Origin of the sequence: Stappia indica (assembly GCF_001696535.1) — a bacterium.
GTDB lineage: Bacteria > Pseudomonadota > Alphaproteobacteria > Rhizobiales > Stappiaceae > Stappia > Stappia indica.
The window spans coordinates 29,403-56,333 of sequence record NZ_MBQE01000006.1; the positions used below are offsets into that span (position 1 = coordinate 29,403).

General features: G+C 68.6%; 25 protein-coding genes. 15 read left to right on the plus strand and 10 right to left on the minus strand.

The window, feature by feature from the left end; all coding sequences use genetic code 11:
• Positions 1-16 precede the first annotated feature (16 nt).
• The gene (locus BBX35_RS20235; protein WP_067224114.1) at positions 17-640 is read right to left on the minus strand and encodes a L,D-transpeptidase; all 624 of its coding nucleotides are present in this window, start codon (positions 638-640) and stop codon (positions 17-19) included.
• Between the two features lie 76 nt (positions 641-716).
• Positions 717-1,646: a sugar kinase gene (locus BBX35_RS20240; RefSeq protein WP_083206487.1), complete on the minus strand. Its 930-nt coding sequence runs from the start codon at positions 1,644-1,646 to the stop codon at positions 717-719.
• Positions 1,647-1,812: 166 nt separating this feature from the next.
• On the opposite strand from BBX35_RS20240, the gene BBX35_RS20245 reads away from it, so the two are divergent.
• Positions 1,813-2,595: an alpha/beta fold hydrolase gene (locus BBX35_RS20245; protein WP_067224116.1), complete on the plus strand. Its 783-nt coding sequence runs from the start codon at positions 1,813-1,815 to the stop codon at positions 2,593-2,595.
• Positions 2,596-2,678: 83 nt separating this feature from the next.
• Here the strand turns inward: BBX35_RS20245 and ppa are convergent, their stop codons facing one another.
• The 4 genes from ppa to BBX35_RS20265 form a co-directional block, all read right to left on the minus strand.
• Positions 2,679-3,215 carry an inorganic diphosphatase gene (gene ppa / locus BBX35_RS20250; RefSeq protein WP_067224117.1) on the minus strand — a complete coding sequence of 179 codons (537 nt, stop codon included), beginning with the start codon at positions 3,213-3,215 and terminating at the stop codon, positions 2,679-2,681.
• Between the two features lie 147 nt (positions 3,216-3,362).
• Positions 3,363-3,956: an RNA 2',3'-cyclic phosphodiesterase gene (gene thpR, locus BBX35_RS20255; RefSeq protein ID WP_083206488.1), complete on the minus strand. Its 594-nt coding sequence runs from the start codon at positions 3,954-3,956 to the stop codon at positions 3,363-3,365.
• A 178-nt stretch (positions 3,957-4,134) separates the two neighbouring features.
• On the minus strand, positions 4,135-5,187 hold the full coding sequence (locus tag BBX35_RS20260) for an aldo/keto reductase (RefSeq protein WP_067224119.1): 1,053 nt from the start codon (positions 5,185-5,187) through the stop codon (positions 4,135-4,137).
• Positions 5,188-5,327: 140 nt separating this feature from the next.
• Entirely contained in the window at positions 5,328-5,963 is a 636-nt protein-coding gene (locus BBX35_RS20265) for an arylesterase (RefSeq protein WP_067224120.1), read from the minus strand.
• A gap of 101 nt (positions 5,964-6,064) precedes the next feature.
• Here BBX35_RS20265 and BBX35_RS20270 point away from each other — a divergent pair, with 101 nt between their 5' ends.
• From BBX35_RS20270 to BBX35_RS20285, 4 genes are all read left to right on the plus strand, one after another.
• On the plus strand, positions 6,065-6,778 hold the full coding sequence (locus tag BBX35_RS20270; protein ID WP_067224122.1) for an ABC transporter ATP-binding protein: 714 nt from the start codon (positions 6,065-6,067) through the stop codon (positions 6,776-6,778).
• A gap of 2 nt (positions 6,779-6,780) precedes the next feature.
• Positions 6,781-9,363: an ABC transporter permease gene (locus BBX35_RS20275; RefSeq protein WP_067224124.1), complete on the plus strand. Its 2,583-nt coding sequence runs from the start codon at positions 6,781-6,783 to the stop codon at positions 9,361-9,363.
• Positions 9,364-9,616: 253 nt separating this feature from the next.
• On the plus strand, positions 9,617-10,378 hold the full coding sequence (locus BBX35_RS20280) for a Bax inhibitor-1/YccA family protein (RefSeq protein ID WP_067224125.1): 762 nt from the start codon (positions 9,617-9,619) through the stop codon (positions 10,376-10,378).
• Positions 10,379-10,630: 252 nt separating this feature from the next.
• Positions 10,631-12,691 carry a S8 family peptidase gene (locus BBX35_RS20285; RefSeq protein WP_083206489.1) on the plus strand — a complete coding sequence of 687 codons (2,061 nt, stop codon included), beginning with the start codon at positions 10,631-10,633 and terminating at the stop codon, positions 12,689-12,691.
• Positions 12,692-12,913: 222 nt separating this feature from the next.
• Here the strand turns inward: BBX35_RS20285 and BBX35_RS20290 are convergent, their stop codons facing one another.
• Complete coding sequence (locus BBX35_RS20290; RefSeq protein ID WP_067224754.1) at positions 12,914-13,336, minus strand: DUF2794 domain-containing protein; 423 nt, start codon at positions 13,334-13,336, stop codon at positions 12,914-12,916.
• 533 nt (positions 13,337-13,869) lie between these two features.
• Between BBX35_RS20290 and BBX35_RS20295 the strand changes: the two genes are divergently transcribed.
• The gene (locus BBX35_RS20295) at positions 13,870-14,391 is read left to right on the plus strand and encodes a GNAT family N-acetyltransferase (RefSeq protein WP_067224755.1); all 522 of its coding nucleotides are present in this window, start codon (positions 13,870-13,872) and stop codon (positions 14,389-14,391) included.
• A gap of 30 nt (positions 14,392-14,421) precedes the next feature.
• Here BBX35_RS20295 and BBX35_RS20300 read toward each other — a convergent pair whose 3' ends face one another.
• Positions 14,422-15,000, minus strand: a complete 579-nt coding sequence (locus BBX35_RS20300; RefSeq protein ID WP_067224128.1) for an NAD(P)H-dependent oxidoreductase — start codon at positions 14,998-15,000, stop codon at positions 14,422-14,424.
• 99 nt (positions 15,001-15,099) lie between these two features.
• On the opposite strand from BBX35_RS20300, the gene BBX35_RS20305 reads away from it, so the two are divergent.
• The 6 genes from BBX35_RS20305 (at position 15,100) to BBX35_RS20330 (ending at position 19,622) form a co-directional block, all read left to right on the plus strand.
• Positions 15,100-15,714, plus strand: a complete 615-nt coding sequence (locus BBX35_RS20305) for a TetR/AcrR family transcriptional regulator (RefSeq protein WP_067224130.1) — start codon at positions 15,100-15,102, stop codon at positions 15,712-15,714.
• A 143-nt stretch (positions 15,715-15,857) separates the two neighbouring features.
• Positions 15,858-16,892 (plus strand): TRAP transporter substrate-binding protein, encoded by a 1,035-nt coding sequence (locus BBX35_RS20310; RefSeq protein ID WP_067224131.1) that lies wholly within the window; start codon positions 15,858-15,860, stop codon positions 16,890-16,892.
• Positions 16,893-16,912: 20 nt separating this feature from the next.
• Positions 16,913-17,431: a TRAP transporter small permease gene (locus BBX35_RS20315; protein WP_083206490.1), complete on the plus strand. Its 519-nt coding sequence runs from the start codon at positions 16,913-16,915 to the stop codon at positions 17,429-17,431.
• Positions 17,428-18,747: a TRAP transporter large permease gene (locus BBX35_RS20320; protein WP_067224133.1), complete on the plus strand. Its 1,320-nt coding sequence runs from the start codon at positions 17,428-17,430 to the stop codon at positions 18,745-18,747. The genes BBX35_RS20315 and BBX35_RS20320 overlap by 4 nt, the downstream gene beginning before the upstream one ends.
• 139 nt (positions 18,748-18,886) lie before the next feature.
• Positions 18,887-19,192 (plus strand): type II toxin-antitoxin system MqsR family toxin, encoded by a 306-nt coding sequence (locus BBX35_RS20325; RefSeq protein ID WP_067224758.1) that lies wholly within the window; start codon positions 18,887-18,889, stop codon positions 19,190-19,192.
• Position 19,193: 1 nt separating this feature from the next.
• Positions 19,194-19,622 carry a type II toxin-antitoxin system MqsA family antitoxin gene (locus BBX35_RS20330; RefSeq protein ID WP_067224135.1) on the plus strand — a complete coding sequence of 143 codons (429 nt, stop codon included), beginning with the start codon at positions 19,194-19,196 and terminating at the stop codon, positions 19,620-19,622.
• 6 nt (positions 19,623-19,628) lie between these two features.
• Here the strand turns inward: BBX35_RS20330 and BBX35_RS20335 are convergent, their stop codons facing one another.
• Positions 19,629-21,314, minus strand: coding sequence for an acyl-CoA dehydrogenase family protein (locus BBX35_RS20335; protein WP_083206491.1), 1,686 nt, complete (start codon positions 21,312-21,314; stop codon positions 19,629-19,631).
• 204 nt (positions 21,315-21,518) lie between these two features.
• Here BBX35_RS20335 and BBX35_RS20340 point away from each other — a divergent pair, with 204 nt between their 5' ends.
• The gene (locus BBX35_RS20340; protein WP_067224137.1) at positions 21,519-22,376 is read left to right on the plus strand and encodes a YihY/virulence factor BrkB family protein; all 858 of its coding nucleotides are present in this window, start codon (positions 21,519-21,521) and stop codon (positions 22,374-22,376) included.
• A 15-nt stretch (positions 22,377-22,391) separates the two neighbouring features.
• Here BBX35_RS20340 and BBX35_RS20345 read toward each other — a convergent pair whose 3' ends face one another.
• Complete coding sequence (locus tag BBX35_RS20345) at positions 22,392-23,288, minus strand: DMT family transporter (protein WP_208979895.1); 897 nt, start codon at positions 23,286-23,288, stop codon at positions 22,392-22,394.
• Between the two features lie 225 nt (positions 23,289-23,513).
• On the opposite strand from BBX35_RS20345, the gene BBX35_RS20350 reads away from it, so the two are divergent.
• Positions 23,514-25,475 (plus strand): methyl-accepting chemotaxis protein, encoded by a 1,962-nt coding sequence (locus tag BBX35_RS20350; RefSeq protein WP_083206492.1) that lies wholly within the window; start codon positions 23,514-23,516, stop codon positions 25,473-25,475.
• Positions 25,476-25,708: 233 nt separating this feature from the next.
• Positions 25,709-26,893, plus strand: a complete 1,185-nt coding sequence (locus BBX35_RS20355; RefSeq protein WP_067224140.1) for an NAD(P)/FAD-dependent oxidoreductase — start codon at positions 25,709-25,711, stop codon at positions 26,891-26,893.
• Positions 26,894-26,931 lie beyond the last annotated feature (38 nt).

Here is a 26,931-nt window from a genome sequence, read left to right on the forward strand (position 1 = left end):
GGCCGGCGAACCGGTCTTACATCACCGTGACCTGTGCCCCGACGGACACCCGCTCGTAGAGATCCTCGACATCCTCGTTGAGCATGCGGATGCAGCCCGACGACACGGCCCGGCCGATCGACCAATCCTCATTGGTGCCGTGGATCCGGTACTCGGTCGCCCCGAGATAAAGCGCGCGCGCGCCCATCGGGTTCTTCGGCCCGCCGGGCATGAAGGCCGGCAGCTTGCGGCCGTTCTTGCGCTCGCGGACGATCATTTCCGCCGGCGGCGTCCAGCCCGGCCACTTGGCCTTGCGCGTCACCTTTTCGGTGCCCGACCAGGAAAAGCCCTCGCGCCCGACGCCGATGCCGTAGCGCACCGCCTTGCCGCCCGGCAGCACGTAGTAGAGATAGCGGTCGTCCGTATCAATGATCACCGAGCCCGGCTTCTTGTCGGTGCGGTAGCGCACCTCGGTGCGCTTGTACTTCTCGCGCACGATCTTGCCGGCGGCCTCCGGCGTGATCCGGTAGGTCTGCCAGCTCCGGCTCACCGGATCGTAGTAGCGCTCCGTCTGCGCCTTGGCCGGGGCACCGCCCGCCACTGCCGCCGCCAGAACCAGCCCGGCCAGTCCCGCGAAAACCCGCCCAGAAAAGATCCGCATGTCGCCTCCCCATGCCGGCAGGACCGCGCCATCCGCGCTGCCGGCTGATTCGAACCGCGGTGAATTTACACGCCCCTCAGGCGCCGCGCTTCTGCTCATTGGCCAGCAGGGCAAGGACGTCGGCGCGATGTGGCAGGGGGGCAACAGCGCCGAACCCGCACACCGCGAGCGCTGCCGCCGCATTGGCGTGGCGCGCCGCCGCCAGCCCGTCGCCGCCGGCGAGGAACTCGGCGAGGAACGCCCCGTCGAACGCATCGCCCGCGCCGGTCGCATCCACCGCCTCGACCGCGTGCGGGGCGATCGTCTCGGTCCCTTCGGGACCTGCATAGAGCACGCCCTTGTCGCCGAGCGTCAGCGCCACCCGCGCGGCGCCCTTCGCCCGGTAGTGGTCGGCGATCTCCTGCGGGCTCTCCAGCCCCGTCAGCTTGCGCGCATCGTCGAGGCCGGGCAGCAGGATGTCGGCCATCGCCGCTGTCGCCTCGACCACCGCCCGTGCCCGCGCCAGCGGCCACAGCGCCAGCCGCAGGTTGGTGTCGTAGGAGATCAGCCCGCCCGTCGCCTTCACTTCCTCGATGGCCGCGAACACCGTGTCGCAGGCACTCGCCGAGATCGCCTGGCTGATCGCCGAGATGTGCAGGATCCTGGCCTTGCGCAGCAGCTCGAGCGGCAGGTCGACCGGGCGCATCAGGCTCGCTGCCGAGCCGGTCCGGCGATAGGAGAACATGTGCCCCGACGGCCCGTGCGTGACGAAATAGATGCCCGTCGGCGCCTGCTCCATCCGCAGCACGCCGGCGGTGTCGACGCCCTCGCCCCGCCACAGCCCGTCGAACAGGTCGCCGAACACGTCGCGCCCCGTCGCGCTGACATAGCCGACGCGCGCCCCCTGCCGGGCCGCGGCAATCGCCGCATTCGACGTGTCGCCGCCGAAGCCTTGCACATAGGGGCCGCCCGGCGCCGTCTGGTTGAACTCGATCATCGGCTCGCCGAGGCAAAGAAGCTCGCTCACTCTGGTGCGCTCCCGTCATTTAAATCGATTAAAGTCCATGCGACGCGACCCCGCGCCTGTCAAGTCCGCGCGGGCCACGGCGGCACCCGCCCAGCGCACCTCCCCTCTCGCATCCTCAGGCTGTGCATGCGAAAAGAGGCGAAAGACCATCAGCGGAGCAACGCCCATGTCCGAATTGCCGCCCTCGATCCTGCCCGTCACCGCCAGCGGCCCGGACAGCCCGGAGCCGGTGGTGCTGCTGCACGGGTTCGGCGGCGACGCGCGCGGTTTCGCAACGCTGCAGGGAGAGCTGTCGCGCAGCCGCCGCACGCTGGCCTTCGACCTGCCCGGCCACGGCCGCGCGCTCGGCTGGCCGAAGATCGGCGGCGCCGTCGTCGCCTCGCGCGCCGTGCTCGGCTCGCTGGAGGCGCTGGGGCTGACCCGCGTCCATCTCGTCGGCCATTCCATGGGCGGGGCGGCCGCCGCCCTCGTCGCACTGAAGGCGCCGGAGCGGGTGGCAAGCCTGACGCTGCTCGGTCCCGGCGGCTTCGGGCGCGAGATCAACTCGACCCTGCTGCGCCGCTATGCGGCGGCGCGCGAGGCGGTCGAGCTGGAGCTTCTGCTGGAACAGTTCTTCGGCCTCGGCTTCGACCTGCCGCGCCTCGTCGTCCGCCAGGCGGTGGAAACGCGCGCCCGTCCCGGCGTCTGCGAGACCCTGGGCGAGATTGTCGAGACCCTGCTCGACGGCAAGGACCAGAAGACCCTGCCGATTGCCGAGATCGCGGCGCTCGGCCCCCCGGTGCGGCTGATCTGGGGTGCCCAGGACCGCGTCCTGCCGGCCACCCACGCCCGCGGCCTGCCCGGCGACATCGCCGTCCAGGTGTTCGACGGTGTCGGCCACATGCCGCATCTGGAGATCCCGCAGCAGGTCGCGCGCGCCATCCGCGCCCAGACCGGCGACAGCGCCTGACACCCGCAAACGCCTGAGGCTTAAAACGCAAAAGGCCGCGTCCTTTCCGGACGCGGCCTTGAATTTTCAAGCCGAAGCGGTGCTCAGGCCTTGGCGGCCTTGGCGCGCTCGATCGATTCCTCGATGATGCGCTTGGCCTCGTCCGGGCCGCCGAAGCCGGTGATCTTCACCCACTTGCCCGGCTCCAGATCCTTGTAGTGCTCGAAGAAGTGCTTGATCTGCTGGATGGTGATGTCCGGCAGGTCCTCGTAGTGCACGACGTTCTCGTAGCGGCGCGTCAGCTTGTTGGACGGAACCGCGATAATCTTCTCGTCCTGCCCCGCCTCGTCTTCCATGAACAGCACGCCGATCGGACGGCAGTTCATGATCGCGCCCGGCACGATCGGGCGCTGGTTGGCCACGATCACGTCGACCGGGTCGCCGTCGCCGCACAGCGTATGGGGAACGAAGCCGTAATTGCCCGGATAGCGCATCGGCGTATAGAGGAAGCGGTCGACGTACATGGCGCCGGCTTCCTTGTCCATTTCGTACTTGATCGGCTCGCCGCCCACCGAGACCTCGATGATGACATTGATGTCCTCGGGCGGGTTCTTTCCGATCGGAACGGCGTCGATACGCATGGATGGGGGCTCCTCTTTGGATGTTGGCGGCTGTATCGCAAGCGCCGTGTCCAAAGGCAAGCCGGAACTTGTTGCACTGCAACTTAAGGCCAAGGGCGCGCCGGTCGCAGGCCCGCCGCTCGCCTCGCCGTCCTCAGCGCGGTGCCGTCAGCGGTACTGTCCGGCGAACTGCGCCGTCCCCTCCGGCAGGCCGTAGCCGCCGCCCTTGCGGTCCAGCGGATAGACCTCCTCCGCCAGGTAGGGACCGCCGCCGACGCTGGCGCGGGAGGAGAACAGCACGAAGCGCGTCGCCGTGAAGGTCTGGGAGTAGAAGTCGCCATGCTCGGCGAGCCAGCGCGCCACGTCCTGATTGCTGCAGGTGCGGCAGCGCGCCAGCGTCACATGCGGCACGTATTTGCGCCGCTCCGCCGGCAGCCGCAGCCGCTGCAGGATGCGTTCCTGTTCGCCCTGCAGCTCCATCAGCTCCGGCGTCGGCTCCACCCTTGCGAAGACCGCGTGCGGCTTGCCGTTGGCGAAGGCGCCGAGCCCCGTCAGCCGGATCTCCACCGGATCCCGGCGCACCCTGTCGAGCGCGTCGACCACCTCGTCGGCCATGCGGTCGTCGATGTCGCCGATGAAGCGCAGGGTGATGTGATAGTTCTCGGGATCTATCCAGCGCACGCCGCGCAGGCCGCCGCGCAACAAGGAGAGCATGAGGCCGGTCTGGGCCGGAATCTCAAGCCCGGTGAACAGTCGAGGCATGGTCCAACCCTCCTCTGTCGCCGAATGCTCTCATCAGGACGGGTTTTTCGCTGCACCGCAAGCAAAAACGGAATGCGCTGATTTGCCAGCGCATTCCGCCTCGTGCCGGCTCGTCTGCCGGGGTGGCCGGCCCGGGCTTCCGCCGCCCGGGCAGCCGGTCGTGATTCGCCTCGCCCCCTTACGGGCAGGGGCTGCCGTGGTGCTGGAACAGCGTGTTGATCCGCCCCTCGATCTCCTCGGTGATGTCGAGGTCGAGCGCGCCCAGATCGTGCTCCAGCTGGCCCAGAGACGTCGCGCCGAGGATCACCGAGGTGGTGAAGCCGCGCGACACTACGAAGGCGATGGCCAGCTGCGAGGGCGACACGCCGAGTTCCTCCGCAAGGTCGAGATAAGCGTTGATCGCCGGCTCGGCGCCCGGCTTCTCGTAGCGCTGCAGCCGGTCGAACAGGGTCTTGCGGGCACCGGCCGGCAGCGCGCCGTTGCGGTACTTGCCGGTCAGGTAGCCCTGGCCCAGCGCCGAATAGGCGAGCAGTCCTACCTGTTCCCGGTGCGTGATCTCGGCAAGACCGCCCTCGAAGGTGCGGTTGACGAGATTGTAGGCGTTCTGGATCGACACCACCCGCGGCCAGCCGTTGCGCTCGGCCAGCTCCAGAAAGCGCATCGTGCCCCAGGGGCTCTCGTTCGACAGGCCCAGCTGGCGGATCTTGCCGGCCTTCGCCAGCCGGTCCATCGCCTCCAGCGTCACCTCGATCGAGGTTTCATCGTCGCAGGGCTTGGGCTCCTTCCAGATCGTCGGATTGGAGCCGAAGCCGGAGACGTTCCGGTCCGGCCAGTGGATCTGGTAGAGGTCGATATAGTCGGTCTGCAGCCGCTTCAGGCTCTTGTCGACGGCTTCCTCGATCTGGGCGCGCGTCAGCCGGCCCTCGCTGCCGTCGTTGCGGAACCAGGTGTTCTCGGTGCGGCCCACGACCTTGGTGGCGATCACCACCTTGTCGCGGTTGCCGCGTGCCTTCAGCCAGGTCCCGATGATTTCCTCGGTGCGCCCCTGGGTCTCGGCCTTGGGCGGGATCGGATAGAGCTCGGCAGCGTCGAAGAGGTTGATGCCGCGGTCGAGCGAGAAGTCGAGCTGGGCATGGCCCTCGGCTTCGGTGTTCTGCTCGCCGAACGTCATCGTGCCGAGCGACAGGCTGGAGACATGAATGTCCGTGCGTCCGAGACGGCGCTTTTCCATGGGCGGATCTTTCTGCTGCGATAACTGTCGAAATTAAGGAGGGTGGCTGGACCTTGACCGCTCGCACGCGCGACGTCAACCGCCTGCGGCCAGGCGCGGGCCGGCAGCGGGCTGCCGCTCCCGACGCGCGCAGATCCGCCTCAGCCGCGCGCCGCGCCGGCCCGCTCGATCAGCTCTTCGACCTTCGGCAGGATGCCCTCGACGATGATGGCAACCCCCTTCTGCGTCGGGTGGATGCCGTCGGGCAGCACCGTCTCCGCCGAGATCGGGATGCCTTCGAGGAAGTTCGGATAGAGGATCGCGTCGTATTCGGCCGCGATCTCCGCATACATGCGCTCGAACTCGGCGACATACTCGTCGCCCATGTTGCGCGGCGCCGCGATGCCGGCGAGCAGCACCGGAATGCCCCGCTCGGACAGGCTCGCGACGATCTTGTCGAGGTTCGCCCGCGCCGAGGCCGTCGGCAGCCCGCGCAGCGCGTCGTTGGCGCCGAGCTCGACGATCACCGCGTCGGCGCCTTCGCCCAGCGACCAGTCGAGACGGGCAAGACCCGCCGCCGTGGTGTCGCCGGAGACGCCCGCATTGATCACGATTACGTCATGACCGCGCGCCTTCAGCGCGGCCTCCAGCTGCACCGGGAACGCCGCCTCGGGAGGCAGCTGATAGCCTGCAGTCAGGCTGTCTCCCAACGCCAGGATGCGCAGCGGTTCGGCCCGTGCGGGCAGCGCCGCAAAAATGCCGGCGAGGGCGATAAAAACTGTAACGAAACGTATCATGTCGGCTGATCCTCTGGACGCTCCCTGCGTAACCTCCCATATCGCGAGGAACGCGTGCAGCGCGGCATGCTGCGAATTCGAAACGTTCATATAGGCAGAGCATGACCGACGGAACAGTCCCGCCCCCCATCGTTTCCCTGTCCGGCGTTCACCTCAGCCTTGGCCACGACGCCGGCCGCGTGCACATTCTCAAGGGCGTGGACCTCGATATCGCCGCCGGTCGCCGGGTCGGCATCATCGGCCCCTCCGGCTCCGGCAAGTCGACGCTCCTGATGGTCATGGCCGGGCTGGAACGGGCCGACAAGGGCTCGGTCACGGTCGGCGGATCGGAGCTGACGGGCATGTCGGAAGACCAGCTCGCGCGCTTCCGCGGCGGCTCGGTCGGCATCATCTTCCAGTCCTTCCACCTCATTCCCAACATGACGGCGCTGGAAAACGTCGCCGTGCCGCTGGAGCTTGCCGGCGTGCCGCGCGCCTTCGAGGCCGCGCGCGAAGAGCTGGCCGCCGTCGGCCTTGCCGAGCGCACCTCGCACTATCCCTCGCAGATGTCGGGCGGCGAGCAGCAGCGCGTCGCCATCGCCCGCGCCCTCGTCACCCGCCCGCCGCTGCTTCTGGCCGACGAACCGACCGGCAATCTCGACGAGACCACCGGCGCCCAGATCGTCGACCTGATGTTCTCCGCCACCCGCGACCGCGGCATGACGCTGGTCATGGTCACCCACGATGCGGCGCTCGCCCGCCGCTGCGACGAGACGATCCGCGTGCGATCCGGCCGGATCGAGACGCTGGAAACCGCTGGCGCCGGGGGAGCGTGAGCATGCACGGTGTCCTGCCTGCCTCCTCGCAGCGCCGCTCCCGCCCGCCCCTCGGACTTGCCTTCCGCTTCGCCCTGCGCGAAATGCGCGGCGGGCTGAAGGGCTTCTACGTCTTCATCGCCTGCATCGCCCTCGGCGTTGCGGCGATTGCCGGCGTTGCCTCGGTCTCGCGCGCCCTTGTCGAGGGCATCGCCGCCGAAGGCACCTCGATCCTCGGCGGCGACATGTCGGTGCGCCTGATCCACCGCACCGCCGACGAGCAGGAACTCGCCTGGCTCGACAGCCTCGGCGACCTCTCGCGCATCGCCACCTTGCGCGCCATGGCGCGGGTGCCGGACAGCGGCGAACAGACCCTCGTCGAGCTGAAGGCCGTCGACAACGCCTACCCGCTCTACGGCCAGATGCAACTTTCCGGCGGCGAGGCGCTGGATACGGCCCTTGCCCAGCAGGACGGGCTTTACGGCGCCGTGGTCGAGCCGGAGCTGCTGGTGCGCCTCGGGCTGGAGAAGGGCGACACGCTGGTGCTCGGCCGCGCCAGCCTGCGCATTGCCGATACCATCGCCGCCGAGCCCGACCGTCTCAGCGACGGCATCAATTTCGGCCCCCGGATGATCGTCTCCGATGCGGCGCTGGAGCAGACCGGCCTCGTCCAGCCGGGAAGCCTCGTTCGCTGGCTCTACCGCATCCGCCTTCCCGAAGGCACCTCCACCGCCGCCATCGAGACCCTGGCGGAGGAGGCCAACCAGCGCTTTCCGCTCGCCGGTTGGCGCGTGCAGTCGCGGGCCAATGCCGCGCCCGGCCTGCAGCGCAACATCGACCGCCTCGCGCAGTTCCTCACCCTTGTCGGCCTGACCGCGCTGGTGGTCGGCGGCGTCGGCGTCGCCAATGCGGTGCGCTCCTATCTCGACACCAAGCGCCCGGTCATCGCGACGTTCCGCTGTGTCGGCGCGGACGGCGATTTCGTCTTCCGCGTCTATCTCATCCAGATCCTCTGCCTTGCCGGGCTCGGCATCGCCGCCGGGCTCGTCATCGGCGCCATCATCCCCTTCGTCGCCGCCGGCTTCATCACCGCGGTGCTGCCGGTCAAGGCCATCGCCTCGATCTATCCGGCCGAGCTCGGCCTCGGCGTGCTCTATGGCGGGCTGACCGCGCTCGCCTTCGCGCTCTGGCCGCTCGGCCGTGCCCACGACGTGCCGCCGAGCCTGCTGTTCCGGGACGATGCCTCCGCCACCCGCACCTGGCCGCGCAAGCGCTACATCGTCGCCACCGCCGCCGCCGTCCTGCTGCTCGCAGGCCTTGCCGTCGTGCTGGCCGGCGACCTGCGCATCTCGCTCACCTATGTCGGCGCGACGGCGGTGGTCTTCGTGCTCCTGATGCTGATCGCCCGCGGCATCATGGCCGCGGCCCGCCGCATGCCGCATCCGCGCGGCGCGGAGCTGCGCCTGGCGCTGGCCAACATCCACCGCCCCGGCGCGCTGACCCCCTCGGTCGTGCTTTCGCTCGGCCTCGGCCTGTCGCTGCTGGTCGCGCTGGCGCTGATCGACGGCAACCTGCGCCGCGAGCTCGGCACCACCATCACCCAGAACGCGCCGAGCTTCTTCTTCCTCGACGTGCAGCAGTCGGAGCGCGAGGCCTTCGACGCCCTGCTCGCCCGCGAGGCGCCGGGCGGCACCATCGACGGCGCGCCGATGCTGCGCGGCCGCATCGCGGCGGTCAACGGCGTGCCGAGCGACCAGATCGTCGCCCCGGAAGGCGGCGGCTGGGTCCTGCGCGGCGATCGCGGCATCACCTATGCCGCAGAAAAGCCCGCCAATGCCGAGTTGACCGAGGGCAGCTGGTGGGCGCCCGACCACAGCGGCACGCCCCTCGTCTCCTTCGAGGCCGATGCCGGCGCCGATCTCGGCCTGAAGATCGGCGACACGATCACCGTCAACGTGCTCGGCCGCGAGCTCACCGCCGAGATCGCCAATTTCCGAAGGGTCGAGTGGGAATCGCTGGCGATCAACTTCGTCATGGTGTTCTCGCCCAACACCTTCGCCGGCGCGCCGCACACCCACTTGCGCACCCTCGCCTATCCCGACGGCGGCAATGAAGCCCGCGAGCTGGCGCTGCTGAAGACCCTCTCGCAGGAGTTCCCGACCGTGACGGCGGTGCGCGTCAAGGACGCCATCCAGCAGGTCAACAGCCTCGTGGAGCAGCTCGCCGTGGCGATCCGCGCCGCCGCCTCCATCACCCTGGTCGCCTCGGTCCTGGTGCTGGGCGGCGCGCTTGCCGCCGGCCACCGCCACCGGGTCTACGACGCGGTGATCCTCAAGACGCTGGGGGCGACGCGCGGCCGGCTGATCGCCAGCTTCTCGATGGAATATGCGATCCTCGGGCTCGTCACCGCCGCCTTCGCGGTGATCGCCGGGGCGCTCGCCGCCTCCTTCGTGCTGGTGGAGATCATGGACGCGAACTTCACCTTCCTGCCCGTGACCGCCTTCGGCGCGGCCCTCGCCGCACTCGTTCTGACGGTCGGCTTCGGCCTGATCGGCACCTGGCAGGTGCTGGGGCGCAAGCCCGCGCCGGTGCTGCGCAACCTCTAGCCGGGTGCCGGCAGCCTGCGTTTTCCGGTTAACCCCCTGCCGGAAAATGACAGAACGGTAATGTTGGCCGGGCCGATTGCATCTTGTGGGTGGCCCGGCTTGTGCCCATATTCGGAGGGACGTGCGTGCGAGCAGCGTGAAACGCGACGTTCGCAAGACGGCACGGGGTTGCGCAAGGGGCAGGTCGTCTCTCGGCGCGGCCGGGAGACCGCCCCGAAAAGGGTAACCGTTTCAAGGGATAGAGAGGATTTCGATGTCGACCTTCGACCGCAATTCCAACATGAGGTACGCTGCGGCCGGCGCAAACGCACAGGCCGGCGTCTATGATGAGGGCCTGCGCGCCTACATGCTGGGCGTCTACAACTACATGGCCCTCGGCCTCGCCATCACCGGCCTTGCCGCGCTGGCGACCGTCTATTTTGCGATCGACCAGACCGCCGGCGGCATGGCGCTGACCTCGTTCGGCCAGGCGATCTACCTCAGCCCGCTTAAGTGGGTGGTGATGCTCGCCCCGCTGGCCATGGTGTTCTTCCTGAGCTTCCGCATCCAGTCGATGAGCGCCTCCACCGCCCAGACGACCTTCTGGGTCTATGCGGCGCTGATGGGCCTGTCGCTGTCCTCGATCTTCCTCGTCTATACGGGCGGATCGATCGCACGGGTGTTCTTCATCACCGCAGCCTCCTTCGGTGCGCTGAGCCTCTACGGCTACACCACCAAGAAGGACCTGTCGGGCTGGGGTTCGTTCCTGTTCATGGGCCTGATCGGCATCGTCATCGCCTCGCTGGTCAACATCTTCCTTGCCTCCTCGGCGCTGCAGTTCGCCATCTCGGTGATCGGCGTGCTGGTCTTCGCGGGCCTGACCGCCTACGACACCCAGCAGATCAAGGAAATGTACTACGCGGGCGACGGCTCCGAGGTTGCCAAGAAGAAGTCGATCATGGGCGCCCTGCGCCTGTACCTGGACTTCATCAACCTCTTCCTGATGCTGCTGCAGCTGTTCGGCAACCGCGAGTAATCGCCAGCCCGACACGCTTCAGTCGGTTCGACGAGGGCGCGGCGCAAGCCGCGCCCTTTTCGTTTGCGCGCCCCCGCCATATCGCCCGATGCCGCCGTGTTTGCAGAGCGTCCGCTCGCGCCTCCACTGCGTCCATTTTTGCAGGATGCAGCCGCAAACCGCTGTTTTTCAACGGTTAGGCCGATTGACGAAACCCGCCTCGTCGCGATTATCTCGCCCCGTTCTGATCTCCCCCCTTACGGAACGGATCTCATGTCCCGCGTTGCCAGAAGACTTGCCCGCGCTGTCCGGGCCTCTACCTGCCTGTCCGTCCTTCCCCTCGCCTTCGCCGCCACCCAGACGGCGGCCATGGCGGACGAATATTCCGCCCAGTGGGGCCTCGGCATGATCGGTGCCCGCATCGCCCACGAGCGCGGCTGGACCGGCCGCGGCGTCACCGTCGGCGTCGTCGACAGCGGCATCATCGCCGGCCATCCGGACCTTGAGCCCAACGTCACGCCGGAATCCTTCAGCGGCCACACCCTCGGCCCGTCCGACGGCGACGCCGTCGGCCACGGCACCCATGTCGCCGGCACCATCGCCGCGCTGGCCAACGGCGTCGGCATGGTCGGCGTCGCGCCGGGCGCGCGGGTGACCTCGATGCAGCTGTCCGGCCCGACCGGCGACATCGACGAGACCCGCCTCGACAGCATTGCCGCCTCGGCCATCTCCTTCGGCCTCGACCGCGGCATCGAGTTCTTCAACAACTCCTGGGGCTCCGACCCGATGATGCCGGCGGGCGGCATCGATCTCGAGACGGTCCGCACCTACTTCCTGAACGAACGCCCGGAAATGATGGCGACCTTCCGCCGCGTCGTCGACCAGGGCGCGGTGCTCGTGTGGGCCAACGGCAATGACGGCTTCCCGAGCGTTGCGCTGGAGCCCGGCCTGCCGCACCTTTTCCCGGAGCTGCAGGCGAACTGGCTGTCGGTCGCGGCGGTCGGGCGCGACGGCACGCTCGCCAACTATTCCAACCGCTGCGGCCTTGCCATGACCTGGTGCCTGTCGGCGCCCGGCGGCGGCGACGACGAGGATGCGGACGGCATCTACTCGACCTCCAACACCGGCGGCTACGTCAACATGTCGGGCACCTCGATGGCCGCCCCCCATGTGACGGCCGCGCTCGCCATCGCCCGCGAGATGTTCCCCAACGCCGCCGCCACCGATCTGGCGCAGCTGGTGCTGGCCACCTCGCGCGACGTCGGCGAAGCCGGCATCGACGCGGAATACGGCTGGGGCCTCCTCGACCTCGCCAACCTGACGGCGACCCGCGAGGGCACCACGGCGTCCGTGTTCAGCCAGTCGCAGGCCGCCCAGGCCTCGACCCTGTCGCAGATCGCCGGCACCATCTCGAACCTCGCCGCGTCGCACGGCTCGGGCAATGCCATGCCCGGCACCGTCAGCCTGTCGAGCCACGGCGCCGCCCCCGGCGAAGCCGCCCGCTACCGGCTGTGGGGCTCGATGCTCGGCAGCTTCTCCAGCACCTCGGCCAGCGCCACTTCGCCCGGCAGCATCAGCCGCACCGGCGGCATGCTGACCGGTATCGACGTCACCCTGGCGGACGGCATCGGCGGCGGCGTCGGCATCGGCTTCACCTCCGGCAACAGCCAGGGCGGCGGCAACACTGCCCGCGCCACCGGCCTGCATGCGGTTGCCTATGGCAGCTACTCGGCCGGCGGCTTCTTCGCCGACGCGGCCGGCGGCCTGACCCGCTTCGAGACGAGCCGCACCCGCAACGCCATCGCCGGCGCCGGCGGTGCCGTCGCCTTCACCGGCTCGAGCAGCGCCGTCGATGTCGGCGCCTGGTCGAATGCCCGCATCGGCATGACCTTCGAGACGGTCGGCGCGACCGTGCAGCCCTATGTGCAGGCCCGCCTCGTGCATCAGTGGCTGGGCAGCTCGACCGAGACCGGAGCCGGCGTCTTCTCGCTCGCCGCCCCGTCCGCCAATGCCAGCCAGTTCGACGCGGGCGCAGGCGTGCGCGTCGCCGCTCCGGCCATGGCGCTCGGCACCGTCGCGACCCTCGCTCCGGTGGTGGACATTGCCTATGCCCGGGCCATCGGCTCGCTCGGCGACAGCCGCAGCGCCACCATGCTGGGGGCTCCGGTCACCGCCACCGGCAACGGGATCGGCCGCGACATCGCCCGCCTGTCGGCCGGCGTCGAGGTCAATTCCGCGACCAGCGGCCTGTCCGGCACGCTCACCTATGCGGGCGAATACCGGGCACGCGCGCGTTCGCACGCGCTCGCTGCACGCATGTCCTACAAGTTCTGACGCTTGAACGGTTCCGTGCTCGCAATCCCTGCGGCACTGCCTTGCGGAGGCCGGCTCGCCGGCCTCCGCCTTTTATTGGCGACTGGGGGCCGGCCTGCCCGGCCTCCTTTTTTATGGGTTATTGGGGCCGTTTTATGGGTTATTGGGGCCGGCTCGCCGGCCTCCGCCTTTTCCTCGTCGGTTGGGACCGGCCTGTCCGGCCTGCGCCTTTTCCTCGCCGGGTCACACCAGGCTGAGGTGACGCTTCTTCTCGAAGACCTTGAGCACCTGGGCGAGATCGCCGCCGCGCTTGAGGATCACCCCGCCCGTGCCGACCACCGCATAGGCGCCCTGCCGCTTGGCGTTGCGCGGCACTTTCTCGACCCGGAACAGCGGCATTTCCGAGCTGCGGCGGAAGATCGAGAACACCGCCCGGTCCTTCATGTGGTCGATGGCGTAGTCGCGCCATTCGCCGGAGGCCACCCGGTGGCCGTAGACCCGCAGGATCAGATCGAGCTCGCGTCGGTGGAAGGAGACCAGCGCTGGTGCTGGTGTGGGTGCCGGAGCAGGGCTGCTCGGTGCGGCCGGGCTGCGGGCAGGCGCGAAACCGGAGATCGCCGCCGGCTCCGCTCCCGGCCTGGATGCCTCTTCATCGAATTCGCTCATCGCGCCGTCCGCCTCGCCGCCCAATGATCCATCTCGTCATCCCGCTGTCATGATGGGCCGCCCTGTCCGCCTTTTGCAAGTCCCGCCCGCCTCCGCAGCCCTCGGCAACGCCCGGCAAACGCCCGCAGCCGCACCTGTCCTCCCTTGATCAAACCCTTGGCAGAAATGACATATTTTGGAAATTCGGACTTGCGCGCCCGGCTTTTTGGCGGGGCCTGTCGATTTCATAGTTTCGCCCCATTGCAGCCCAGACGGTGCCATCTTGGCCGGCGAAATTGTCATCGTTGCATAAGGGACTGACGACAAGGCTTCGGTACGCAACAGCCCCCCAGCCCCCCGGGGTTTTGTCTCAGGCGTTCCCCGGCTCGCAAGGGCCGAGATTGCAACCGGAAGGGCCGGCTCCAATGCCGGCCCTTTTCCGTTTCTGCAGCCCTTTCCCCGCTTCTCCGCGTTTTCCACCCCCTCGGCGTCTCCTGTGACCGGGGCGTGCGCAACGGCTTTTGTCGGCCGGCGAAGGGCGCTATCATGCCTGCATGAGTATCGGCCTGACAGCCCTGCGCCCAGCGCGCCACGACGATGCCGAAGCGCTCGCCACCATCCATGAGGATGCCTGGCGGTCGACCTATCGGGGCATCATCGACGGCCTGGAGCTGGAGCGGATGATCTCCCGCCGCGGCCCGAAATGGTGGCGCACCGCCCTGTCGCGCGGCGTCCAGATCCAGATCCTCGAGGTCGCCGGCCTGCCCGCCGGCTATGCCACCTGGGGCCGCAGCCGCATGCGCGAGCTGCCCTTCGAGGGCGAGATTTACGAGCTCTATGTCCGGCCCGACCATCAGGGCCTCGGCTTCGGCAGCGAGCTGTTCACCGCCACCCGCGCCGCGCTGACCCGCGCCCGTCTCGACGGCCTGGCCATCCGTGTGCTCAAGGACAACGACGATGCGGTCCGCTTCTACCAGCGGCGCGGCGGCCAGATCCTGATGACCAGCCGCGAGCGTATCGCCCAGACGACGCTCGATCTCACCGTCTTCGGCTGGTTCGCCGAAGAGCGGTACTGACCGCCTCGCGCCGAGCGGCGCGACCCGGTGTCACGCCGCCTCCCCGTAGCGCTCCGCCTTGCCGATCCAGCCCTTGCGCTTTTTCTCGTCCGATCCATGCACCGGTGCGAAGGTGCGAAAGCGCACCGGCGAGAAGCCGCAAAACTCCAGGATCTGCTTGCGCATCGCCCGGTAGCCCGGCGTCCGCAGCAGAAAGCGCAGATACCAGGGCGGCGTGTCGGAGGTGACCAGCACCTCGGCCGAGCGCCCCTTCAACAGCTTGGCCGGCACCATCTGCCCCGGCTCGTAGCGGAAGGCGAAGCCCGGCAGCAGCACCCGGTCGATCAGCCCCTTCAGCTTGGCCGGCATCAATCCCCACCACAGCGGATGCACGATCACCAGATGCTCGCACCAGGTGAGTGCCGCCTGCACCTCGGCAAGGCACGGCTCCAGCACCTTTTCCGGCTTGAAGCCCGGCCCCATGTCCGGATCGAACTGCATCTGCGACAGGCGCAGCAGCTTCACATCGTGCCCGGAGCGGGTGGCGCCCCGCACATAGGCGGCGGCCAGCGCGCCGCACAGGCTGTCCGGGCCGGGATGCCCTTCCAGCACGAGAATACGTTTTGCCATTGTCGGCTTTCCTGTTCGGGGGCTAATATTGACCGCGGTCATTAATTGATGCCTCATTTTATGACCATGGTCAATAATTGAATCCGCAAGAAGGCGAAAATGGTCGGACGACCCCAGAAGCGCACGCGCGAAACCCGTGACAAGATCCTCGCCGAGGCGGTCCGCCTGTTCTCGGCCCAGGGCTTCGAGGCGACCAGCGTCGATGCGGTGGCGGAGGCGGCCGGCGTCGCCAAGGCCACCGTCTTCGCCCATTTCGCCGACAAGACCAGCCTGCTCATCGCCGCCCGCACGGCCGACCTGGAGCAGCTGGAGGTCGCCATGCGCGCCCATGTCGCCCGCACGCCGATCGGCGAGACCCGCGACTACATCGCCGGCGTGTTTCGCCCCTGGCTGGCGCTCTACCGCTCGGATCCGGACTTCGCCCGCCTGTACCTTGTCCAGTCGACCCTGCGCGACGGGCCCTGGACGCGGCTGTTTCTCGGCGTCTGCCAGGCGATGGAAGAGTGTGCGCTGGAAGCGTTTGCCCGCCTTGCGCGCGAGGGGCGCCTTGCCCCCGGTGCGGATCCCGATCTCCTCGCCCAGGGCGTGCTCGCCTTTTTCTATCACATGATCGTCGGCCACAGCCTCGGCGCCCTGCCCGGCGAGGACGAACAACTTGCCCTGTTCGACGGGCTGCTTTCCAATTGGCTTTCAGCCGGCGCCAGCGCGCGATAGCCCGGCCCTTTTCGGCCGCAGCTTCGCGTTGCCCGGCCCTCGCCTGCAACCGTCTTGACGTCGCGGCCGTTTCCTGAAAAGTTGCAAACGAAACTAATATCCGGCCGCGGCGACGTCCCCCGGCCGGGACATGGGAGGAAAACATGCGCTTCACGGTGAAATCCGCCGGGTTCGGCCTTGCCGCGCTCGCTTGCGGGCTCGTTGCCGGCCTTGCCGGTGCCCGCGCCGACACCACTCTGGTCATGTCGTCCTGGCTGCCGCCCAAGCACCCGCTGGTCGAGAACGCCATGAAGCCCTGGGCCGACGAAGTCGAGAAGGCGACGGAAGGCCGGGTCAAGGTGCGCGTGCTGGCCAAGCCGCTCGGCGCCCCGCCCGCCCATTACGACATGGCCCGCGACGGCGTTGCAGACATCACCTACGGCCTGCATTCCTTCACCCAGGACGACCGGTTCCTGCGCTCGCGCATCGGCCAGTTCTCCTTCCTCGGCAATGATGCGGTCACCGTCTCGAAGGCCTATTGGAAGGTCTATGCCGGCACGCTCGACGCGGCCGGCGAGCACGAGGGCGTCAAGCTGCTCTCCGTCTTCGCCCATGGCCCCGGCATGATCCACAACAACCAGCGCAAGATCGAAAAGCCGGAGGACTTCGCCGGCCTCAAGCTGCGCACGCCCGGCGGCTACATCGCCGACCTGATGCAGGATCTCGGCGTCGTCACCCAGTTCATGGGCCCGGGCGAGGTCTACGAGAAGCTGTCGCGCGGCGTCATCGACGGCGTCACCTTCCCGATGGAGGCGCTCAAGGCCTTCCGTCTCGCCGACCACCTCTCCTACACGCTCAAGGTCCCCGGCGGCATCTACAACACCTCCTGGTTCCTGGTCATGAACCAGGCCAAGTGGGACGAGATCTCCGACGCCGACAAGGCCGCCATCGAGAAGCTCTCGGGCGCTGCCTTCGCCGAAAAGGCCGGCGCGGTGTGGGATGCGGCCGATGCCGGCGGCGCGGAACTCGTCGCCGAGACCAAGATCGAGGTGCACGAGGCCAACGACGCCGTGCTGGCCGCCATCCGCGAGCATGCGGCCAAGCACGAGGCGACCTGGGCCGAGGCGGTCAAGGCGCAGGGCTTCGACGGCGCTGCCGCCCTTGCCGAGCTGCGCGCCGAGACCGGCATCTCCTTCTGAGCCGACAGGACGCAAGGACCATGTCGCCAACCGCAGACAAGGAGGGCCGGCCGCAACGCCGGCCCTTCGCTCATGGGCTGGAGCGGCTGCTCTCGGCAGCCTCCGGCGCGCTGCTGCTCGCCCTGACCCTCGTCACCTGCATCGACGTGGTCGCCCGCTACTGGTTCAACGCGCCACTGGCCGGCGCCTACGAGCTGACCGAGATCTTCCTCGCCTCGCTCGTCTTCCTCGCCCTGCCGGTGACCACCGGCCGCGGCGAGCATGTCGAGGTCGACCTGCTGGACGCGGTCGCGGGCGGGCGCATCACCCGCGCCGCACGGCCCCTTACCGGCCTGCTGGTCGCCCTCGTCCTTGCGGTCTTTTCCTGGCGGCTGTTCCTGCACGGACAGCGGCTCGCCGAAGATGGCGCTGTCAGCGATTCGCTGTCCCTGCCGCTGGCGCCGGTCGCCTTCCTTGCCGCTGCGGGCTGCGCGCTCGCCTGTCTTGCCGCCGCCTTGCGGGCGCTTCGCCCGGACGTCTCACGACGGGATCCGACATGACGGAATCGCTGATCGGCCTCGCCGTCCTGCTTGTCCTCATCTTCCTCAAGATGCCGGTGGCCTTCGCCATGGCGCTGGTCGGCATGGCCGGTTTCGCCTGGATGCGCGGGCTCGACGCCAGCCTCGCCATGACCGGCACGCTGGTCTTCGACGCCGGCCTTGCCTATTCGCTCTCGGTGGTGCCGCTGTTCATCTTCATGGGCAACGTGCTGGCCCGCTCCGGCGTTGCCCACGGGCTCTACGCGGTCGCCAACCACGCGACGGCGCGCATGCGCGGCGGCCTTGCCATGGCCTCGGTGATCGCCTGCGGCGGCTTTTCCGCCGTCTGCGGCTCCTCGCTCGCCACCGCCGCCACCATGTCGCGGGTGGCCATGCCCTCCATGCGCCGCTTCGGCTATGCCGACAGCCTGGCCGCCGGCTCCATCGCCGCCGGCGGCACGCTCGGCATCCTCATTCCGCCCTCGGTGATCCTGATCATCTACGGGCTGCTGACCGAGTCCGACATCGGCAAGCTGTTCATCGCCGGCGTGGTGCCGGGCATCGTCGGCCTGCTGTTCTATCTCGCCGCCGTTCAGGTCGCCGTGTGGCGCAATCCCGAGCTCGCCCCGCCGGCGACCGAGGCCGAACCGCTGACCCGGCGCGACGTGCTCGGCGTCGTCGCGCTGATCGTCCTGTTCGCCATCATCATGGTCGGCATCTATGGCGGCTTCTTCACCCCGACCGAGGCCGCCGGCATCGGCGCCGGTGCCGCCCTGCCGCTCTCGGCCCTGTTCGGCCGGCTCGGCTGGCGCGCCCTCGGCGAGGCCATCGGCGAAAGCACCCGCGCCACCGCGATGATCTTCGCCCTGATCATCGGCGCCGACATCTTCACCAATTTCGTGAATTTCGCCGGGCTTCCCGACGCGCTCTCCGACATGGTGTCGGATCTCGACGTCAGCCCCTGGCTGGTGATCCTGGCGATCGTCGCCGTCTACATCCTGCTCGGCTGCGTGCTGGAAAGCCTGTCGATGATCCTGCTCACCGTGCCGGTCTTCTATCCGCTGGTGACGACGCTGGACTTCGGCTCGGGCCTCCTCGCCGATCCCGAGCTGGTGCTGATCTGGTTCGCCATCGTCGTTGTGGTGGTGACCGAGATCAGCCTGATCACCCCGCCCGTCGGCCTCAACGTCTTCGTGCTGCGCAGCGTGCTGGAAGACGTCAGCCTGACCACGATCTTCCGGGGCGTCACGCCCTTCTGGATCGCCGACATCTTCCGCCTCGCCCTGCTCGTCGGCGTGCCGTGGATCTCGCTCTGGCTGGTCGTCGCCATGGGGTGAATGCGTCACCAGAAATGCATTTACAACCGAACACACCCTTTGATTGTATCACCACACTCATGACGCTACCCTCCGGCTGCACACAGCCGGGGGCAAGCGCTATGAGCCTTGAAAATACACCATTATGGTGTCATATCTGATGGAGAAACGGCGGCCTGCCTATCGTCTCTCCGCCATTCAGGACGCCTTCGACCGCCCGGATCGGCTGATGGCGACGACAACGGCGCTGAAAGGCGCGGCGGCTCTGGGCATGGGCCGCCAGGACATCGTCGATGTGATCCAGGCCCTTCGGCCGGGCGACTTCTACAAGTCGATGACGTCCCACCACGACCACACGGTCTGGCAGGACGTCTACCACGGACGCAGCTCGGCAGGCCTGGTCTATGTGAAGTTCACGGCCGGGATCGTCACCCAGTTCCTGTTGCTGTCGTTCAAGGAGAAGTGAGATGGAGCCTCTCACCTGCCCGGAAACCGGAAAGCCGATGGTGCGCGGGCTGCGTCCGGTGACGATTTCCTACAAGGGGCTCTCCCGAACCTTCGACATGCCGGGCTGGTATGCGGACGGAGTGGAGGACGGCATCCATTCCGGCGAGGACATGAAGGTGTCCGATCGCGAGCTGAACCGTCTGAAGGCCGAGGCCGAGCACCTGCTGACGCCGGACGAGGTTCGCGCGATCCGCCGCAAGCTGCGCCTGAGCCAGCGCGATGCCGGCCTCGTCATCGGTGGCGGGCCAAGGGCCTTCCAGAAATACGAATCCGGCGAGGTTCTCGTCAGCCGCGGCATCGCCTCGGCCCTGCGGCTGCTGGAGCGGCATCCGGAGGAGATCGCGACCCTGCGCTCGCTCACCCCCGATGCCGCCACCAGCTCTGCCTGACGCGCCTCAGCCGCGCTCTTCCAGCACCCTGCGGGCGATGACCTGCGCCTGGATTTCCGCCGCGCCCTCGAAGATGTTGAGGATGCGCGCGTCGCACAGCACCCGGCTGATCGCGTATTCCAGCGCAAAGCCGTTGCCGCCGTGGATCTGCAGCGCATTGTCCGCCGCCGCCCAGGCAACGCGGGCGCCGAGCAGCTTGGCCATGCCCGCTTCCAGGTCGCAGCGCCGGCCGGAATCCTTTTCCAGCGCCGAGAAATAAGTGAGCTGCCGCGCCGCCATCAGCTCCGCCGCCATCATCGCCAGCTTGTCGGAAACCCGCGGGAAGGCGATCAGCGGCTTGCCGAACTGCACCCGGTCCTGCGCATAGCGCAGCCCCAGGTCGAGCGCCGCCTGCGCGACGCCGAGCGCCCGCGCCGCCGTCTGAATGCGCGCGCCCTCGAAGGTCTGCATCAGCTGCTTGAAGCCCTGCCCCGGCACGCCGCCGAGCAGGTTCTCGTGCGCAACCTCGAACCCGTCGAAGGCGATCTCGTATTCCTTCATGCCGCGATAGCCGAGCACCTCGATCTCGCCGCCCGACATGCCCGGCGCCGGGAACGGATCGGCATCCGTGCCGCGCGGCTTTTGCGCCAGAAACATCGACAGGCCCTTGTAGCCCGGCTCCGACGGATCGGTGCGCGCAAGCAGGGTCATGACGTCGGCGCGCACCGGATGGGTGATCCAGGTCTTGTTGCCGTAGATCTTCCACACCTCGCCCTCGCGCACGGCGCGGGTCTTCAGCGAGGCAAGGTCGGAGCCGGTGTTGGGCTCGGTGAACACCGCCGTCGGCAACACCTCGCCTGAGGCGATCTTCGGCAGCCAGGTCTGCTTCTGCGCGTCCGTGCCCCCGCACAGGATCAGCTCGGCGGCGATCTCCGAGCGAGTGCCGAGCGAGCCGACGCCGATATAGGCCCGGCTCAGTTCCTCGGAGACGACGCACATGCTCTCCTTGCCGAGGCCGAGCCCGCCGTATTCTTCCGGGATCGTCAGGCCGAAGACGCCGAGCTCGGCCATCTCGCCGATCACCTCCAGCGGGATATAGGCGTTCTGCAGGTGCCACTCATGCGCATGCGGCACCACCTTGTCGGCGGCGAAGCGGCGCATTTCCTCGCGCACCTGCTCGTAGGTCTCCTCCAACCCGGAGGCGCCGAAGATCGAGTTGCCCTCCTGCTGGCGGATCAGCTCGGCCAGCCGCGCGCGCAGCGCCGGCGTGTTGCCGGTGGCGATCAGCTCCTCCACCGCCGCGCCGCGGAAGGAGGCGGCCGCCTCCGTCCCGAGCCCGAGATCGGCAAGGCGCACGACCTCGCCCTGGTTCATCGGGATGCCGCCGAAGACCTGCGCCAGATATTCGGCGAAGGCGAGGCGCACCTGGAGCTCCTCCGTCTCGCCGAAGCTGCCTGCATCCTCCAGCCGCCCGGCATAGGCGGCGAGCTGGCGCAGCGCCTCCACATAGGTCGCAAGCCAGGCGAGCCCGTGGGTCGCGCGCTGCTCGGCCTCCAGCTTCTCCCCCGACAGCCGGCCGTCGACCGAGACGCGGGCGCGTACGCTTGCCGCCGCCGCATCGAGCAGGGCACTGAGCGTCTCCACCGCCTCGCCCGTCAGCTCCGTCAGCCGCGTTTCCCGTGTCTCGTGACCGAATTCGCTCGCCAGGGACATGCATTCCTCTCCATTGCCGTTTCCCGCAGGCAGCCCGCCCCTCCCGGCGAGCATGCTGCAGCGCAAACAATATCGCGCCGCGTTCGCGAAGCAATGCTTCTTTTGAAGGAGGCGAAAAGCAATAATATTTCATGGATTTCGCGCCGCAGCATGAAACGCCGGCTGCACCTTGACCCCGGGCGATGCCTCCCGCAAAAGCGGCGGATGAACCCGTTCCGCCCGCTGCGCTCCGCGATCGCCATCATCTACGATGCCGTCATGCACATGACGAACGACGACGGCTTCGCGCTGGCGAGCCATGTCGCGCTGTCCTCGCTGCTGGCGCTGTTCCCGTTCCTGATCTTCGTGGCCGCGCTCACCGGCTTCCTCGGCATGTCGGACATGGCCGACCGCATCGCCACGCTGCTCTTCGACGTCTGGCCGGAAGAGGTCGCCCGGCCCATCGCCAGCGAGATCCACGTGGTGCTGACCCAGCCGCGCGGCGACATCCTCACCTTCGGCATCATCGCCGCGCTGTGGTTCGCCTCCAACGGCGTGGAGGCGCTGCGCGTCGCGCTCAACCGCGCCTATGGCGTCGGCGAGACCCGCAATTACTTCTACCTGCGCGCCCAGGCTCTGCTCCTGGTGCTGTTCGGCACTTTCGTGCTGATCAGCTTCGCGCTGCTGATCGTCTTCGCGCCGCTGGTCTGGCGCGCGGTGGTCGCCCATGCGCCGCTGCTCGAGCCCTTCACCGCCCGGCTCAACGTCTCGCGCTATGTCATCGCCACGCTGCTGACGCTCGGCGGCCTGTTCATCGCCCATGCGGTGCTGCCGGACGGCCGCCGCCGGCTGCTCGACACGCTGCCCGGCGTTGCCGCCACGCTTTTGCTGTGGCTCGCCTCGGGCGTCGCCTTCGGCGCCTGGCTCGCCGGCTTTGCCGACTACGTGTCGACCTATGCCGGCCTTGCCGGCGCCATGACGGCGCTGATCTTCCTCTATCTGATCTCGATCTGCTTCGTCTTCGGCGGAGAGCTCAACGCGGCGATCCTGCGCCGCCGCGCCCGCAAGCTCGCCAGCGCCTGAGCGAGGCGACCGGCCTCAGGCCGGCGTGCGCCGCGTGCCGATCCGCCGCTCGCGGATGATCAGCAGCGCGCCGATCACCAGCGCCGCGCCCAGGACCTGCACCAGCGACAGCGTCTCGCCGAACAGCAGGTAGCCCTCCACGGCGGTCGCCACCGGCGCCAGGTAGAACAGGCTGGACACCCGCGACGCGCTGCCCCGCTTGATCAGCACCATCAACAGCAGCACCGCGCCGATCGACAGCACCAGCACCAGCCAGGTCATGGCGATGATCAACTCGCCGGTCCAGTGGATCTGCCAGCCCTCCAGCATCGACAGCGGCATCACCAGCGCCAGCGCGCCGAAATACTGCACCAGCGTGCCGGGGATCAGGTCGATGCCGACGACGAACCGCTTCTGGTAGATCGTGCCGACGGCAATGCCGGCGGCGGCCGCAAGGCAGGCCAGCACATTGCCGGTCGAAAAGTCCGCCGCATCCGCCCCGCCGATGCGCGGTCCCACCACCAGCAGCAAGCCGAGCGCACCGACGGCAAGCCCCAGCCAGTGGCGCGGCGCCACCTTCTCGCCCAGCACCGGCCCGGCCAGCAGCGCCGTCAGCAGCGGCTGCAGACCCAGGAACAGCGCCGTGATGCCCGCCGGCATGCCGTTGTCGATGGCGTAGAAGATGCCGCCCAGATAGACGCCGTGGATCAGCACGCCCGCGATAAAGCAATGCGCCCACTCCGTCCCGCGCCGCGGCCAGCTCGCGCGCAGCACCATGGCCAGCGCCAGCATCACCGGCAGCACCAGCGAAAACCGGATCGTCAGGAAGACGAAGGGCTCGATATGCGGCGCCCCCAGCTTGGAGCCGATGAAACCGGTCGACCACAGCAGGACGAAGATGCCGGGAACGGCCTTGTCGAAGAACGAGCGCACGGGAGATCCAGTTCAAAACGTTGAGGAAGGCGGCAGTGGCGGGGACGAACCCTGCGGCATTTTATACCGGAGAGCAAAATATGGGCACCGCAGCACTGGCGGGTCAGTGGAATGTTAACTTTGCTGGTGGACTTTTGCGCAAGGTAGGGACGGACGAGTCGAGGTATGCCAGTGCCGCATTTTCGAGGGTTCGCGTCGGTATCGACCTTAGTCGGCCGACTATCCGTGCGCATCAGGATTTTTCTGCTGATCGCCGTCACCATGACGGGCCTCGCCGCCATCGGCGGCGTCTTCTGGTGGAGCCAGGCCAGCGTCGAAAGCGCCTTTGCCCGGTCCGAGGGCTTTTCCGACCTTGCCGGCACCGTCGCGGATCTCTCCACCACCTCGGCCAGCATGCGGGTCACCGAGAAGACCTATCTCGCCGCCCCGTCCGACGCCGCCTATCAGTCTTTCTCCTCGCAGATCGCGGCCGCACGCGGCCAGCTCGGCGCAGTGCGCGGCCTCACCGTCGCCGCGCCCTATTCCGCTGAAATCGACCAGGTCGCCCTTGCCCTCGACGACATCGAGGCGACCTTCCGCGACCTGCACGCGGTGCAGCAGCGGCTCGGCCTTGCCGGCGGAGAGGACGGCGCCCGCGGCGCGCTGACCGCCAATGGCGATGCGCTGGTTGCCGGCGTCCAGAAGCTCGCGCGCTTCCAGCGCGGCCCCGAGACGGAGCGCCTCGCCTTTGCCGGCGTCGACCTGCAGCGCAGCGAAAAGGCCTATCTGCTCGACCGCAGCGACGTGAACCTCGGCAATTTCGAGGTTGCCGCCGCCCGCGTCGAGCGCGCGCTGTCCCGGGCCAAGCTCGAGGAGGCGGCCAGCGCCGAACTCACCGGCTTCCTCGCCGCCTATCGCGAGGCCTTCGACACCTATACCGGCGCCGGCAGCGAGCACACCGCGCTCGTGGAGAAGCTCGAAGCCTTCTTCGACGTGCTGCCGCCCTATCTCGCCCAGCTTCAGGAGGCGGCCGAAAGCGGCCAGTCCGCGGCAGCGAGCGCCCTTGTCGACGGCCGCGCCCTCGCCGCCATGACCATGCTGGCGATCATGGGCCTGACGGTCGCCGTGCTGCTTGTGGCCGGCATCCTCATCGGCGCCTCGATCTCCGCCCCCCTTGCCGCCCTACGCCGCGCCATGGACCGGCTCGCCGCCGGCGAGACCGACATCGACCTGCCGCCGGTGCGCGGCCGCACCGAACTGGATGCCATGGCCGCCAGCGTCGCCGTCTTCCGCGACAACGCGCTGGAGCGCGGCGAGCTTGCCGCGACGCAAGAGGCGGAAAACGCGGCCCGCGACCGCCGCATGCGCCATCTCGACCAGCTGATCTCCGGCTTCGAGGCCACCGTCAGCGACGCGCTCTCCCGCCTCGACGGCGCGGCCGAGGAGCTCGCCGGTGCATCCGGCGCGCTCGACCAGGCGGCCGGACGGGCGGCCGAGGAAGCGGCGACCGCCGGCAATGCGGTACGGGTCGCCGCCGACAGCGTCACCTCGGCGGCCTCCGCCTCCGAGGAGCTCAACGTCTCCATCGCCGAGATCGCCGACCAGGCCAACCGCTCGACCCAGGTCGCGGAAACCGCCGTCGCCAGCGCCCGCGACACCGGCGCCAGCATGAGCGCCCTGTCGCGCACCGCCGACCGCATCGGCGAGGTCATGGGCCTCATCCGCGAGATCGCCAACCAGACCAACCTCCTGGCGCTCAATGCCACCATAGAGGCCGCCCGCGCCGGCGAGCACGGGCGCGGCTTCGCGGTCGTCGCCGCCGAGGTCAAAGACCTTGCCAGCCAGACCGCCCAGGCCACCCAGGACATCGCCCAGCAGGTGGAGGCGATCCAGCAGGCCTCGGCCGATGCGGTCATGGCCATCGGCGATGTCGAGCAGATCATCGTCCAGATGAACGAGATCGCCGGCTCGGTCGCCGCCGCCGTCGGCCAGCAAAGCATCGCCCTGCGCGAGATCACCGAGAATGTCGCCCGCGCCTCGGAGCGCTCCGGCACCGGGGCCGAGGCAATGGGACGGGTGTCCGGCGCCACCGACCATGCCCGCGGCACCGGCGCCATGGTCGGCGAGCTCTCCGGCACGCTCGGCGAGCAGGCCCGCCTGCTGCGCAAGGAGATCGCTTCCTTCCTGGAAGGTGTGCGCGCCGCCTGACGGCGCGCACCCCGCCTCTCCCCCTGACGGCCTCTCTCCCTGACGGCAATCCCCCTATTGCCACCACCGGCAATCTCGCCACATAACGCGTGCAGATCACACGACGGCAAGGGTGGTGAAACCATCGCTCTCGCCTCCCGCCAGCCACGCGCATGGGCCGCCGGCTCCCAGCCGGTCTCCTCGGAAAGCCCTGCCGTCGGCCAGCCGCACGCCAGATTGCCGAAGGAATTCCCATGCAGGACAGCATCGTCATCGTCGGAGCGGGCCAGGCCGGCGCCCAGGCCGTCCATTCGCTGCGCGCGGGCGGCTTCGGCGGCCGCATCGCCCTCGTCGGCGAGGAGCCGCATCCGCCCTACCAGCGCCCGCCCCTGTCCAAGAAGCACCTGTCCGGCGAGATCGACGACGAGGCGCTGCACCTGCGCCCGCTGAGCTTCTACGAGCAGAACGCCATCGACTGCCATTTCGGCAAGGAGGTCGAGGCCATCGACCGCGAGATGCGCGCCGTGCTGCTCGCCGGCGGCGAACAGCTTCCCTACGAGCGGCTGATCATCGCCACCGGCACCCGGCCGCGCGCCCTGCCGATCGCCGGCGCCGACCTGCCCGGCGTCGTGACGCTGCGCAAGATTTCCGATGTCGAGGCGATGCGCCCGCTGCTGCGCGCGCCCGGCCGTGTCGCCATCGTCGGCGGCGGTTATATCGGGCTGGAGGTCGCCGCCGTCGCCCAGACCATGGGCCACGAGGTCACCGTGATCGAGGCGCAGGACCGGGTGATGAAGCGGGTGGTCTCGCCCACCGTCTCCGCCTGGTTCCAGCAGTTGCACGCGGACAAGGGCGTGCGGCTGATGCTCGACACCGGCATCACCGGCTTTTCGGGGAGCGACCGCGTCACCGGCGTGCAGCTTGCCGGCGGCGGCGAGGTTCCCTGCGACATCGCGCTCGTTGCCGTCGGCGCGGTGCCCAACGACGAGCTGGCAGCCGCCTGCGGCCTTGCCACCGGCGACGGCATCCTCGTCGACGATAGCGCCCTCACCTCCGATCCGCTGGTCCATGCGGCCGGCGACTGCACCCGCTTCCATTCCGCGCTCTACGGCCGCTCGATCCGCCTGGAAAGCGTGCAGAACGCCATCGACCAGGCCAAGGCCGTCGCCGCTTCGATCCTCGGCCAGGAGGTGCATTACGATCCGGTGCCGTGGTTCTGGTCCGACCAGTATGCGGTCAAGCTGCAGATCGCCGGCCTGTCGCAGGACCACGACGAGGCGCGCACCTTCGGCGATCCCGCCTCCGGCTCCTTCTACGTCGCCTATCTCGGCGGCGGGCGCCTGCTTGCCGTCGACAGCATCAACCACCCGCGCTCGCACATGATGGCGCGCCGGGCGATCGGCAAGACCTTCGAGGACGGGCTGCTTCCCGCCGCCTGAACCGGATGGGTGTCTGAAACGATAGCGAAGGCCGGCGG